The following is a 13,168-nucleotide window of genomic DNA, read 5'->3' as shown; positions in this document are numbered from 1 at the left end:
TAAAGGAATAAGAATATGAGCCGCAAATTTGCCGTCGCCTTGGCCTTGGGGGCCAGTGCCATTGTCGCAACCGGCTTTTCTGTTCCACTGGTCGCCGCGCAGAAAACGGGCCAGCAAGCGGCCAATTTTACGCTGACAGATGCCAATGGCAAACCTGTTTCGCTTAGTCAGTTTCGGGGCAAAACGGTCGTTCTGGAATGGCATAATCCGGGCTGCCCCTTTGTGCAGAAACATTATGACAGCGGCAATATGCAACGCACACAGGCCGCAGCGCGCAAACAGGGCGTGGTCTGGCTGACCATCAATTCCGGTGCCAAGGGTAAGCAGGGCGACATCACCGCCAAACAGGCCCGCACACTGGTTGCCCAGCAAAAGGCGCGCTCGTCCCACTATCTGTTCGATCGCACGGGTAAGGTTGGCAAACTTTATGCCGCGCGCACTACGCCGCACATGTATATCATCAACGCCAAGGGTATATTGGTTTATCAGGGCGGCATTGACAGCATCCCCTCTGCCAAGGTGGATGACATTAAAAAAGCGCGCAACCATGTGACCGGGGCATTGAATGAGATTGCGGCAGGCAAAGCGGTTTCGGTGAAGCGCAGCCGACCCTATGGCTGCTCCGTCAAATATGCCAGCTAAGGCGTAAAGCCAAAACCTCAGCCTTAAACCTGATGTATCTTTCCTGCTGATCTTTGCTGGTCGAGCAGCAATGCTGCTGTTGAATAGGATGAGACACTATAGGGCACCAAATAGGTCAGGATGATTTTCCATAAGGGCGGCCAACTGCCCGCGATAATCCCGTCCCCTTGATTGATGGCGATCAATATCGTGCCGACAATGGCGCTCACCTTTATCGCTCGGCTTACCGTTTCGCGGCACCGCAAATATTGGCCGAATGTCATGGGGCTATTGGTGTCTTGCATCGGGTCTTTATGCATCAACATGCTGACCTATGCCAGCGTTCAATCAGGCCATATCTGTAAAGATAATGACTGCGCAAAGAAGTTGGCGATGGCCCATACCCCAAGATATGGCGCACCTCGGTACGGCGCCTTTCGGCACACCACCGCCTTTTCCTCGCAGGTTGGTGCGACCCAAGGGCCCTGCAGAGGAACAGTTCTAAGTCTCTCAAAAGGCCGCGGCACATCGGCGTATGACCTTTTTGCTGCCCAAATGGCAGCATGTCGCGAACGACCGGTTTTGGGGGTGGCCGTGCGATAGCCATGCATGTAACAATGATTTTATGAACGTAAACAGAAGTTTATGTAATATATTGTAAAGTAATGTATTGTTATGAAAATAGACATTTCTGTCCTATTTTCTTCTATATTGCACTGCGTCTTTGCAAGATTATAATCTGCGTAAATGCGCACATATGTTGATCGTTCAGCGCCGCGCAAAATTCATATGGTATCACTGCCAAACGAATCACGCTTAGCATGGCAAATATGCTGTGCTGATTGCACAAACAGATACATATTTAAGATTAGAGGAACATCCCCATGCGACATATCCCCGCTATCGGCACTGCACTTATCAGCCTGTTGCTGCTATCCGCCTGCAACACCATAGAAGGCGTAGGCCGCGACATAGAATCCGCCGGCGACGCCATCGGCGATGCCGCAGAGGATAATAAATAGGGTGGTTAGGCGGCGCGTTGCACCGAAAGGCGCAAACCGAGCGATTGGATAATCGCAGTCACAGTTTCCAGTGTTGGATTGCCTTGTTCGGACAAGGCTTTATAAAGCGCTTGGCGACCTAACCCAGTGCGCTTGGAAATTTCCGTCATGCCTTCCGAACGCGCAATATCGCCCAGCGCCCGTGCAATAAAAGCAGGGTCATTATCCTTCATCGCTTCGTCAAGATAGGTGATGATGTCTTCTTCAGATTGTAAATATTTGGCAGGGTCAAACACCTTGGTTTTGATCTTTTGTGTCATCAATAATGTCTTTCGCCATCTCCTTGGCCAGAGCGATATCACGCTTCTGGCTGGATTTATCTCCGCCACAAAGCAATAATATCAGACGATTGTTACGATTCATGAAATAAGCCCGATAGCCCGGGCCAAATTTCAATCGCAATTCATGTACGCCATCACCTATTGACTTTGCGTTGCCCATATTTCCGTTACCAAGCCGGCGAAGATAGGCCGCAATACGGTTTCGGGATTCCCGATCACGTAAATTGTCGAGCCAATCTTCAAAAAGATTAGTGACCTGAACCTCATAGGCCTGTCCTTTATAGAGGACAATGGGTGATGTGTCAAAGTTGTCGGTCATGGCAATTGGTCAAGCCTATACCAATCTGCATCATTTGGTCTTTTGGCTTGCCAAAAACGCCATCCATTCACTGTAGTTTCGGTTATACTGCTTGCAGCGCCAGATGGACTGGTAAAGGTTTTTCCTGCTTTGTTGATTATCGCTCCATCTTTTACGCGCGCATAATACTCTCTGCCTTTATATACCGCTTTCAGCCGAGTATCTTCCGGTAAGAACAGGCCGCGTGAGTGTAAGCCATCGATATGCGTAACCTCAGGATTAGGGGTTTTTTCAGTGCTTTTAGTGCTTTCAGAACAACTTATACTAATGCCGAGCAGCTCGCGCAACACGTCATTATATGTGTGATTTTCAGCGCGGCGCATCGCGGTAAGTGCTTTAAAAACATCAAAATCAACTTGAATTTCCATATCCGTGAACCTTTATCAACCCAATCAAAGGCCCTATGACATAGATTGATATTTTAAGCAACTATAGTTACGTAAAATACGTAAATATCTCAAATAAGCTGCTCTAATAGCTTAATCAGCCCTTACGCTGTGTCCTGCCATAGCGCATCTTCCTTGTGCCGGGCTTGCCTTCGGTGGCGCGGCCTCTGGGGTTGGCGACGCGCTCGCTATCGGGGATGCCTAGTTCGTCCGCCTCCAGCTTGCGGATTTCATCGCGCAGGCGGCCCGCCTCTTCAAATTCCAGATCGGCCGCGGCATCGCGCATGCGTTTTTCCAGATCCTCAATATAGCTGCGCAGATTATGGCCCACCAGATTGTTGCGCTCATCATCGCCGGTATCAACGGTCACGCTGTCTTTGTTGGTCACATGGCCGACAATATCGCCAATATTCTTTTTGATGGTCTTGGGCGTAATGCCATGCTGCGCATTATAGGCGAGCTGTTTTTCACGGCGGCGGTCGGTTTCATTCAGTGCGCGCTCCATGCTGCCGGTCATGCGATCGGCATAGAGGATGACGCGGCCATCAATATTACGCGCGGCGCGGCCAATGGTCTGAATCAATGATGTTTCGGAGCGCAAAAAGCCTTCTTTATCCGCGTCCAAAATCGCCACCAATCCGCATTCGGGAATGTCCAGCCCCTCGCGCAGCAGGTTGATGCCGACCAGCACATCATAGACGCCCAGACGCAGATCACGGATCAGCTCAATCCGCTCCAGCGTCTCGACATCGCTGTGCATATAGCGCACCTTCAAACCCGCCTCATGCATAAATTCGGTCAGGTCTTCGGCCATCCGCTTGGTCAGTGTGGTGACCAATGTGCGATAGCCCGCCTCAGCGGTCTTGCGGCATTCATTGATGCAGTCATCCACCTGTTCTTCAACCGGTTTAATCTCGACCGGCGGGTCGATCAGGCCGGTGGGGCGGATCACCTGCTCGGCAAATACGCCGCCAGTCTGTTCCATCTCCCAATTGCCGGGCGTGGCGGAGACACTGACCGTTTGTGGCCGCATCGCATCCCATTCATTAAAACGCAAAGGCCGGTTGTCGATGCAACTCGGCAAGCGAAAGCCATATTCGGCCAGCGTGATTTTGCGGCGATGATCGCCCTTTGACATGGCGCCGATTTGCGGCACGGTCTGGTGACTTTCGTCCACGAACAACAGGGCATTATCCGGCAGATATTCAAACAGGGTTGGCGGCGGTTCACCGGGCAGGCGGCCGGTGAGAAAGCGGCTATAATTTTCAATACCATTGCAGCTGCCCGTCGCGGCTATCATCTCCAGGTCGAAATGGGTGCGCTGCTCCAGCCGCTGCGCCTCCAGCAATTTGCCCTCTGCTTCCAGCTCTTTCAGCCGCTCGGTCAGTTCAAACTTAATCGCATCGGCGGCCTGTTTCATAGTCGGGCCTGGGGTCACATAGTGCGAATTGGCAAAGACACGCACCTTGTCCAGCTTGGTTCCGGGCTTGCCGGTCAGCGGGTCAAATTCGGTAATTTCCTCAATCTCATCGCCAAAAAAGCTGATCCGCCACGCCATATCTTCCAAATGGGATGGGAAGAGTTCCAAATTGTCGCCGCGCACCCGGAAATTGCCACGCGCAAAGGCCATGTCGTTGCGCTTATATTGCAGGGCAACCAGCTTGCGGATCAATTCGCGCTGGTCAACGCTTTCGCCGCTTTTGATATCGAAAATCATGGCCGAATAGGTTTCGACCGAGCCAATACCATAAAGGCAGGAAACAGAGGCGACGATCAGCACATCATCACGCTCCAGCAGCGAGCGAGTGGCCGAATGGCGCATCCGGTCAATTGCTTCGTTTACGCTGCTTTCTTTCTCAATATAGGTGTCAGAGCGCGCGACATAGGCCTCTGGCTGGTAATAGTCATAATAGCTAACAAAATATTCCACCGCATTGTCGGGGAAGAATTGTTTAAACTCTCCATAAAGCTGCGCGGCAAGGATTTTGTTGGGCGCCAGCACCAGCGCAGGGCGCTGTAATTGCTCCACCATCTTCGCCATGGTGAAGGTCTTGCCCGAACCCGTAACGCCCAGCAGCACCTGATCTTTCTCACCCGCTTGCGCGCCTTCTACCAGCTCTGCGATAGCGCTTGGTTGGTCGCCCGCCGGTTCATAATCGCTGACCAGCTTAAAGGCTTTGCCGCCATCAGTTTTTTCGGGGCGCGCGGGCTTATGCGGGACAAAATCGCCATCGGTATCCGGCTCGTCTAACCCGCGTCTGATAATAAGTTCTGCCATGCCTGCCGATATGGCATCTGTGACTGTCAACCGCAATTGCCGATGCACAATTCACATATGCGATCTGCACATGCAAATCCTGATCACCACGGTATAAAGGCATGGCGTACAGGCGATGATTCGCCTGATATTGTATAAAGAAAATGAAAGGCATCCCTATGATCGCATATACTATGGTCGGCACCAACAATCTTGAAGAAGGCATCGCCTTTTACAGCAAATTGTTTGAAGGCAGCGACGTAAAACCGCTGTTCAAAACCCCGCGTGACGGGCAGTTTTTTGGCAAAAGTGCAGATGAACCTATGCTGGTTGTTGGCCTGCCTTATGATGAAAAGCCAGCGACAGTTGGCAATGGTGTGATGATTGCACTGCGCTTTGAAACAACGGAAGAAGTCGATGCGCTTTATGCAAAAGCGATGGCCGTAGGTGGCAGCGATGAGGGCGAGCCAGGCTGGCGCATGGAGAATGTTTTCTACGGTGCATATTTTCGTGACCCAGAAGGCAACAAAATCTGCGCCTGCAAAATGAACTTTGGCTGATCGCTAATGTGTTGAACGCTGTTCGCAAAAGTTGCACTATGCGTTTATGGCTGCTGGCCGGTCTGGCTTTTGCTGGTCCGGCCAATCAGTTTTAATGCTCAGCGGTTAATTGAAAGCTGACGACAACCTTATCGGAAATGTCGCCATAGCTACCTTCGCCCACTTTGTGCGCATTGCGGTCTATGCTTGCATTGCCTTTGGCCACGGCCTGATTACCAGATAGTGCGAGTGAAAAGCGCAAAACTGTCGGCTGGCTAATGCCTTTTAGCGTTAGTGTTCCGCGCGCTTCATAATTGTTACCGCCCGTGCTGCGTATATCGCTCGACACAAAGCGTGCTTGCGGGTTTAGCGCTGCGGCAAAAAAGTCAGCGCCGGGCAGAGCATCATCAATTTGCGGGTTGCCAGTCATTCCGGAAGCCAGATTTACCCGCACATCTATGCGTGATTGCGCCAATGCGTCTGCGCCAAAGCGGATATCGGCCTGCCAATCGGCAAAACTGCCGCGCACTGTTTCGCCATTCCACGCAAAGCTAAAAGCAATGGGCGGGCGCTCGATAATCTGCCAATCATGGGCAATTGCAGGGTCAGGCTTGATATCCTTATTGTCATCTTCAGTACTTTGATCACTGTCGTCCGCATCGTCTGGCTGATCTTCATTCTCTGTTTCAACGGGGTCAGTCTGGTCAGCCTGTTCATCGTCACTTATTGGGTCGCCGCTATCTATATCTGCTGCCTGGGCCAGCTGATCAGCATTTGTTGGCGGCGCATCTGGCGCACTGGCCACCGGTTCTTCCTGCGCGCTGCCATAAAGTTGCTGCGCGATGCCGCACAGGCTGAACATAATAGCAAAAGCAGCGATAATCAGCATAGTGCCGGTCATCCTGCCCACGCCCCATCTGCCCGGCCATATCCGCGCCAATAATGGTTCGCCTTTCAGGAACTGATGGCGCAACGCCCCGGCAACATGCAGCACAAACAGTGCCAAACCCATCCAGCCAAGATAATGATGCGCCGCTCCGGCCATGCCATTTAATGCTGTCTTGGCAGATGTCTCCAGCCCGCCAACAAAGGGAATATGCGGCCAATATAATGTGCTGAAAATATAGGTATCAATGCCCAGCTTGGAGGTTGAGACCAACAGCCAACCGGAAAGCGGCGCGCCAATCATAAAGGCGTACAGCCCGATATGCACTGTTTTGGATAGCAGATGGTTCTGTCGGCTGTCCGGCAATGCGGGTGGTGGCGGTTTGAACCAGCGCCAGCACAGACGCATAAGCGATAACAGCAAAATCATAATACCGATGGATTTGTGCAATTGCGTGGCCGCGAACAGACCTGCCTCTGGCGTCAGATCCTCCAAAGCGCCGCCAAGCCCCATTTGAAAAGCCAATGCTGCTGCAATGAGCCAGTGCAGCAGCATAGCGACACGCGAATAGCGCGCCTGTGAAGTTCTATAATCTGGCGTGGCCACCTTTATAGCCTCCATCTCTCCTGCACCTATGGGCTGATCCTTATGGTGCGGCGGCCTGTCCATATTATCGCATCAGGCCGCCAATAAGGTTGCGGACAAAACGTCCGGCAATCGGTCCGGCCAGATCGGTCACGATTGAGCCGACAGCCGACGTAGCTGCGGTCCGCGCGGGGTTGGCGCGTGACTTTTTGCCCAGAACAGCAGCCGCTGCGGCCCCTGCGGCAGAACCAGCCGCTGCGCGGCCGGCACGCTTCATGGCCTTGCTCCACATAGAGGTGGTTTTGCGCGAGCGCTTGCTCACTTCTTTTTCGCCTTTTTCGGCTACTTCTTCGGCTGTTTCAGTGGCGTCGGTGGCTTTTTGCAGCAATATTTCTTCCGCGGACTCGCGGTCTATTTCCTCATCATATTTGCCTTCAACAGGCGATATGGAACGGATGATCGCGCGTTCTTTCTTGCTAACAGGGCCAAGGCGCGAACGGGGCGGCTTGATCAATGTGCGCTGCACGACGCTGGGCGCGCCATCTTCCATCAATGTGGAAACCAGAGCCTCACCCACCCGCAATTCGGTAATCGCTTCCTCAACATCCAGATCAGGGTTGATGCGGAAGGTATCGGCCGCGGCCTTGATCGCTTTTTTGTCACGCGGGGTGAAAGCACGCAGAGCATGCTGCACACGGTTGCCCAATTGTCCGGCCACTTTTTCGGGAATATCAATAGGGTTTTGCGTTACGAAAAATACGCCAACGCCTTTTGACCGGATCAAGCGGACAACTTGCTCAATCTTATCCTCCAGCGCTTTCGGCGCATCATCAAACAGCAAATGCGCTTCATCAAAAAAGAAAACCAGTTTCGGTTTTTCCGGATCACCCACTTCGGGCAGTGTTTCAAACAATTCCGCCAGCAGCCAGAGCAGGAAAGTGGCATAAAGCTTCGGGCTGCGCATCAATTTGTCAGCCGCCAGCACATTGATATAGCCGCGGCCATTTTCATCGCACTGAATGAAATCATCAATTTCCAATGCTGGTTCGCCAAAAAACTGGCCTGCACCCTGACTATCCAATTGCAGCAATTGCCGCTGGATTGCGCCCACACTGGCTTTGGAGACATTGCCATATTTGGCGGACAATTCTTTGGCATTTTCTGCCGTATAGGCCAACATGGATTGCAGATCGTCAAGGTTAAGGAGCAACAAGCCCTGTTCATCGGCAAAACGGAAAACGATGTTCAAAACGCCTTCCTGCGTATCGTTCAAATCCATTAACCGCGCCAGCAGCAATGGCCCCATTTCAGTGATGGTGGTGCGGATGGGGTGGCCTTGCTCGCCATAAAGATCCCAAAAAATTGCGGGGTTATCGCTATAAGCATAATCATCCATGCCCAGTTCTTTGGCGCGTGCTTGCAGCTTGTCCGCATGTTTGAAGTCGGACGAACCCTGCATGGAAATGCCTGATAAATCACCTTTTACGTCGGCGACAAATACTGGAACGCCTTGTGCGGAAAAGCTCTCTGCAAGACCTTGCAAAGTGACCGTCTTACCCGTGCCGGTTGCCCCTGCGATCAGACCGTGGCGATTAGCACGCCCCATATTGAGGGTCTGGTTTTCTCCGCCGCCCAATCCCAGAAAAATATCAGCCATTTTGGTCCCCATTGCGTAATTGCTATATATTGCTGCGCAGATTGTGCGTTTGCGCGCATCGGGTCAAGCCAATGGCAAGATTTTACCCGGCAAATGCGGATGATTTATATCCAGCCGCCCAGTTCGCGGCGTACCAGCGCCAGCATCATATCATCGGCAATAGGGTCAACATTCAGGCAGGGCAGATAGGCAAATTGCTCACCGCCAGCTTCCATAAACTCTTCCTTGCCTTCAATCGCCAATTCTTCCAGCGTTTCAACACAATCGACAGCAAAGCCAGGCGCAAAGATCGCTACCTTCTTAATGCCTTTGCTAGGCAGGGTCTCCAGCGTTTCATCAGTGGCTGGTTCCAGCCATTTGGCGCGGCCAAATCGCGACTGGAAAGAAACAATCAGCTCATTGCCTGCATCGCCATTGGTATTGGCGGCCAGAAAATCGGCCATATGCTCAGACAATAAGCGCGCTGTTTTGCGACAATGGCAATGATAGGGGTCGCCATCATGCAGGGTTTTGAGCGGCATGCCATGAAAGCTGGCAATTACGGCATCGGGTTTGAAATCCAGACCAGCAATTTGCTGTTCTAACATCTTGGCCAATGCCGCGATATAAAGCGGGTCATCATGATAAGGGGGCATGATGCGCAGTGCAGGTTGCCATCTCAGGCCCTGTAATGTCTCAAACACCTTATCATTGGCCGTGCCCGTGGTGGCGCCGGAATATTGCGGATAGAGCGATGCCACCAATATGCGGTCACATCCGGCATCTTTCATCGCCTGCAATTTATCGGGAATATTGGGGTTACCATAGCGCATGGCAAAATCAACATGCACATGGTCCATGCCAGCTTCAGCGAATTGCGTGTGTAATTGCTGTGCAAGGCCGCGTGTATAAACCATCAACGGGGAACCATCATCCAGCCAGATTTTGCCATAGGCAATAGCCGTTTTGGGCGGGCGGGTATTAAGGATAAGCCCGCGCAGAACGGGTTGCCAAATAATCGCGGGCAACTCGACGACGCGGCGGTCCGACAGAAATTCGCGCAAATAGGTTTTGATCGGGCCAACTTCGGGGGCTTCTGGCGTGCCAAGATTGACCAGCAGCACACCAATCTTTCCAACAGGCGCAGCGGGGTGGCCATCAGGACGCGGCACATTGGCATAAGACGGAATGTCAATATCTTCGGCCATAAGGCGTCCTTACACGTTCCAGTGAATATTGGCAGAGTTAATGCGCCGAAACGTCAAATCAATGGCAATTGGCGAAAGCGAAAGCCAGTAGCCGAAAATAGGGCATTGGCAATGGCAGGCGCAACCGCCGGTATTCCTATTGTATCAGCGTCTCGTGCGACACTATTGCTGCGCATCAGAAATATTTCCATTTCAGGCATATCTGCCAAAACGGGCAGATTATAATCGCGTAAATGGCGACCATTGGTCAGCCCGCCTCTATACTTGCTACTTCCACCCAGAGCATTGGCAATGCCATTCACTATGCCGCTTTCAATCTGTTGCAGGCAAATATCAGGGTTGATTACCTGACCAATATCGACCGCAGCGCTTAACCGTGTGACGCGAACACCGTCATCGCGGCGCTGGGCATTGGCAATAATCGCGATCATTGCGCCATGCATAGAGTGGCAGGCAATGCCTTGCCCGCTATTTCTGCTGCCGCCATCCCATCCGGCCATAGTTGCAGCCTGTGATAGACAGGCAACAAGTCGCGGTGTCTTGCCAAGCATTTGCACGCGATAGGATAAAGGCTCACGCGCAGCATTTATTGCCAACTCATCAATGAAACATTCACGGGCAAAACAATTCAGCGTTTCACTATCGGCGCGCATCATGCCGGTTGGCAATGCAATATCGACCGGATGATGGTCTATGCTGATATTGGCAATGGCATAGGGTGCCATGGCGCCTGCGACCATATGGCGGTCATAGCTGCTCGTGGTTTCAGCGCGTGCTTGGGCGGGGCTTTCACCATCGAACAAGCGGCGCATTGTCTGACGACCCGCAGCGGGTGTGGCGATTTTGTGATGCATCGCGGTGATAGAACCATCCTGGCGGGTTGCAGCTGCCAATTCCAGATATGCCGGCGGGCGTGGCAGGTTTTGCACCTGTTCCTCGCCGCGCGACCAGCAAAGTTGCACCGGCCGCTGCGTCTGCTGCGCCAGCAATGCCGCCTGAATGGCAGGGCGATGGTCAAGCGCTTTGCCGCAGCCGCCTGATGAAGGCATGGTGTAAATCGTGACATTTTTGGCTGGAATACCCAAAGCCTCTGCCACTGCACTTTGCGTTTGGGATGGTGCCTGCGCGGCATACCAGATTTCCGCTCTGCCATCTGCAAAGCGGGCTGTTGCCGACTGGGTTTCAATAGTGCAATGCTGGGCCGCTGCGACGCGGTACTGGCCGATAAAAACGCCGTCCTGTGTTAGAGCATCGCCCACATTACCAACCGATTCCAGCCTATAGCCCTGGCCGCCCCGCACAGCATTTTCCAGAGTTTGCTGCATTGTGTCACTATCGGCAAGCCGCCCAATGCTGATAAATTCAGGGCGACTGGCGGTCAGTCCCTGATTGGCGGCCCACCAATTTGTCGCCAACACGGCCACAAAATCATCCTTTTGAATAGCATCGACAACGGCATCTACCTGCATCGCGGCTTCGCGATTAAATGTTTTGACTCGGCTATTGCCTAGTGGCCCTTGCCGGGTGGCGGCGTAGAGCATTTCCGGCAAGCGAATATCAGCAGCAAAATTGGCTGAGCCATCGACCTTGGCGGGCAAATCAAGGCGCGGATAGTTGGTGCGCATGCCATTATCCAATGCTTGCAACCCAACATTTCGCAATTCTGGTTCGCCGGAGCCATCGGGATTGAGCGGTAATATATCGGGCAGAGTTTGCGTCGCTGCCTCTTGCGCCAATTGCGCGAAGGAGAGTTGCTTATCGTCAAAGGATACAAAATTATTGGCGACCGTGCATTGCTCCCAATCGATACCCCAACGCTCTGCTGCTGCACTGGCTAGCAAGATGCGCACCCCTGCACCAGCATCGCGGCAGGGTTGATAATAGCTGGCCAGTGTGGATGCTTCGCCGCTGATCATAAAGGGTGTCTGGTCAGCATAGCGCTGTAGTAAAAGGTCGCTTTGCGCAATTGCCGTGCCGGTATCTTGCGGGGCAATTATCGGTGCCCAACGTTTAAGTAGCGTCATATTTGCGTAAACTGGGCTGGGCGTAGCTGGCTCAATGGCTATAGTGCGCCAATCCGCGCCCATTTCCTGCGCAATAATTTGGGCGAGCAAGGTGGATTCACCAAGGCCAAAGTCCAGCACTGGAATGGATATTGTAATGCTGCCACTGGCTGTTAGCCGCACATAGGTGTTGAAAAGAATATCATCCGGTGCAGCGCGGACAGGGTTATCAAATTCGGTGGGCAATAAGGACCAACCCACGACCAAGCCTGCGCCTACGGCACCTGTTATCAAAACTGTTCTGCGGGATATGCTTGTCATTGATTTAATGCGCATCTGCCACTGGACCGGGGGCAGAAGCGGGAGCCGGCGGTGGCGCTTTGGCGATATCATCGAGTCTGGCAACGGTTTTGGCCGCTATCGCACGAAAAGCTGCGGCTTGCGGGCAATCAATAGCGGCTATAGGTGTGCCAGCATCACTGGTTTGGCGAATGGCTATGTCAAGCGGGATGCGGCCTAGAAAAGGCAGGTTCATCTGTTGGGCCGCGGCTTCTGCCCCGCCTGCGCCAAAGGGGTCGCTAATCTCTCCACAATTGGGGCAGATATAGCCCGCCATATTCTCGATCAAACCGATAATCGGTATGCTGCCTTGATCGAACAGGTTTATGGCCCGTGTTGCATCAATCAGCGCCAGATCCTGCGGTGTAGACACGATCACTGCGCCATCAGGTTTGAACTGTTGCATCAAAGACATTTGTACATCGCCGGTACCTGGCGGCAGATCGATAACAAGATCGGTAACATCGCCCCAATCGGCATCAATCAGTTGCGCCAGGGCCTTACCCGCCATGGGGCCACGCCACGCAATAGCGCGGCCTTGCTCAATCAACTGCCCCATAGAAAGCAATTTTATGCCTGATGGTGTGGTTATCGGCACCAATTTCTTATCGTGAATTTCCGGCTTGTTCTCGGGGCAATCCAGCAAACGAGTCTGTGATGGTCCGTAAATATCGGCATCGACCATTCCGGTTTTGTGCCCTGCCTGCATAAGGGCGATGGCCAAATTGGTGGAAACGGTTGATTTGCCAACGCCGCCTTTGCCACTTCCCACAGCAATGAGCCGCCGTTTCACCTTTTCGGCGGTCATCGCGATTTTCACTGTTTGTGCGCCGCCTTGCTGACGCAATGCCTGTTTGATGGCGATGTCCATCTTATCGCGTTCCAATTGCGACAAACCGCTGACATCCAGAACGAGTGAAACATCACCTTCATCGATCCGTAATCCCGAATGGCGAGAACCGGCAATTGTTTCCAAGATTTTTTCAAGCGCTTCAACTGTCGGCATTT

General features: G+C 52.7%; 13 protein-coding genes. 3 read left to right on the top strand and 10 right to left on the bottom strand.

The window, feature by feature from the left end; all coding sequences use genetic code 11:
* Positions 1–15: 15 nt before the first annotated feature.
* On the top strand, positions 16–642 hold the full coding sequence (locus ACR9YC_RS11615) for a redoxin domain-containing protein (RefSeq protein WP_438727818.1): 627 nt from the start codon (positions 16–18) through the stop codon (positions 640–642).
* Positions 643–665: 23 nt separating this feature from the next.
* Here ACR9YC_RS11615 and nrtS read toward each other — a convergent pair whose 3' ends face one another.
* Positions 666–947 carry a nitrate/nitrite transporter NrtS gene (gene nrtS, locus ACR9YC_RS11610; protein ID WP_438727816.1) on the bottom strand — a complete coding sequence of 94 codons (282 nt, stop codon included), beginning with the start codon at positions 945–947 and terminating at the stop codon, positions 666–668.
* 558 nt (positions 948–1,505) lie between these two features.
* On the opposite strand from nrtS, the gene ACR9YC_RS11605 reads away from it, so the two are divergent.
* Positions 1,506–1,643, top strand: a complete 138-nt coding sequence (locus tag ACR9YC_RS11605) for an entericidin A/B family lipoprotein (protein WP_438727814.1) — start codon at positions 1,506–1,508, stop codon at positions 1,641–1,643.
* A 5-nt stretch (positions 1,644–1,648) separates the two neighbouring features.
* Here the strand turns inward: ACR9YC_RS11605 and ACR9YC_RS11600 are convergent, their stop codons facing one another.
* The 4 genes from ACR9YC_RS11600 to uvrB all read right to left on the bottom strand — a co-directional run bounded on the left by ACR9YC_RS11600 (position 1,649) and on the right by uvrB (position 4,985).
* A complete protein-coding gene (locus tag ACR9YC_RS11600; RefSeq protein WP_438727812.1) occupies positions 1,649–1,942 on the bottom strand; it encodes an addiction module antidote protein in 294 nt (97 codons plus the stop codon).
* Positions 1,911–2,282, bottom strand: a complete 372-nt coding sequence (locus tag ACR9YC_RS11595; RefSeq protein ID WP_438727810.1) for a type II toxin-antitoxin system RelE/ParE family toxin — start codon at positions 2,280–2,282, stop codon at positions 1,911–1,913. The genes ACR9YC_RS11600 and ACR9YC_RS11595 overlap by 32 nt, the downstream gene beginning before the upstream one ends.
* Complete coding sequence (locus ACR9YC_RS11590) at positions 2,279–2,689, bottom strand: hypothetical protein (protein ID WP_438727808.1); 411 nt, start codon at positions 2,687–2,689, stop codon at positions 2,279–2,281. The genes ACR9YC_RS11595 and ACR9YC_RS11590 overlap by 4 nt, the downstream gene beginning before the upstream one ends.
* 115 nt (positions 2,690–2,804) lie before the next feature.
* Complete coding sequence (gene uvrB, locus ACR9YC_RS11585) at positions 2,805–4,985, bottom strand: excinuclease ABC subunit UvrB (protein ID WP_438731809.1); 2,181 nt, start codon at positions 4,983–4,985, stop codon at positions 2,805–2,807.
* Positions 4,986–5,143: 158 nt separating this feature from the next.
* On the opposite strand from uvrB, the gene ACR9YC_RS11580 reads away from it, so the two are divergent.
* On the top strand, positions 5,144–5,524 hold the full coding sequence (locus ACR9YC_RS11580) for a VOC family protein (protein ID WP_438727806.1): 381 nt from the start codon (positions 5,144–5,146) through the stop codon (positions 5,522–5,524).
* Between the two features lie 91 nt (positions 5,525–5,615).
* Here the strand turns inward: ACR9YC_RS11580 and ACR9YC_RS11575 are convergent, their stop codons facing one another.
* The 5 genes from ACR9YC_RS11575 to ACR9YC_RS11555 form a co-directional block, all read right to left on the bottom strand.
* Positions 5,616–7,058: a cytochrome b/b6 domain-containing protein gene (locus ACR9YC_RS11575; RefSeq protein ID WP_438727804.1), complete on the bottom strand. Its 1,443-nt coding sequence runs from the start codon at positions 7,056–7,058 to the stop codon at positions 5,616–5,618.
* A gap of 1 nt (position 7,059) precedes the next feature.
* Positions 7,060–8,631 carry a helicase HerA-like domain-containing protein gene (locus ACR9YC_RS11570; RefSeq protein ID WP_438727802.1) on the bottom strand — a complete coding sequence of 524 codons (1,572 nt, stop codon included), beginning with the start codon at positions 8,629–8,631 and terminating at the stop codon, positions 7,060–7,062.
* A gap of 104 nt (positions 8,632–8,735) precedes the next feature.
* Entirely contained in the window at positions 8,736–9,818 is a 1,083-nt protein-coding gene (hemH, locus tag ACR9YC_RS11565; RefSeq protein ID WP_438727800.1) for a ferrochelatase, read from the bottom strand.
* A 53-nt stretch (positions 9,819–9,871) separates the two neighbouring features.
* Positions 9,872–12,142: a molybdopterin cofactor-binding domain-containing protein gene (locus tag ACR9YC_RS11560; protein WP_438727798.1), complete on the bottom strand. Its 2,271-nt coding sequence runs from the start codon at positions 12,140–12,142 to the stop codon at positions 9,872–9,874.
* Between the two features lie 4 nt (positions 12,143–12,146).
* Positions 12,147–13,166, bottom strand: a complete 1,020-nt coding sequence (locus ACR9YC_RS11555; protein ID WP_438727796.1) for a P-loop NTPase — start codon at positions 13,164–13,166, stop codon at positions 12,147–12,149.
* Positions 13,167–13,168 lie beyond the last annotated feature (2 nt).

Source organism: Parasphingorhabdus sp. DH2-15 (assembly GCF_051668705.1).
Taxonomy (GTDB): Bacteria; Pseudomonadota; Alphaproteobacteria; order Sphingomonadales; family Sphingomonadaceae; genus Alterisphingorhabdus.
Note: the sequence above shows the minus strand (reverse complement) of the source record. Positions and strands in the feature narration are given on the sequence as shown.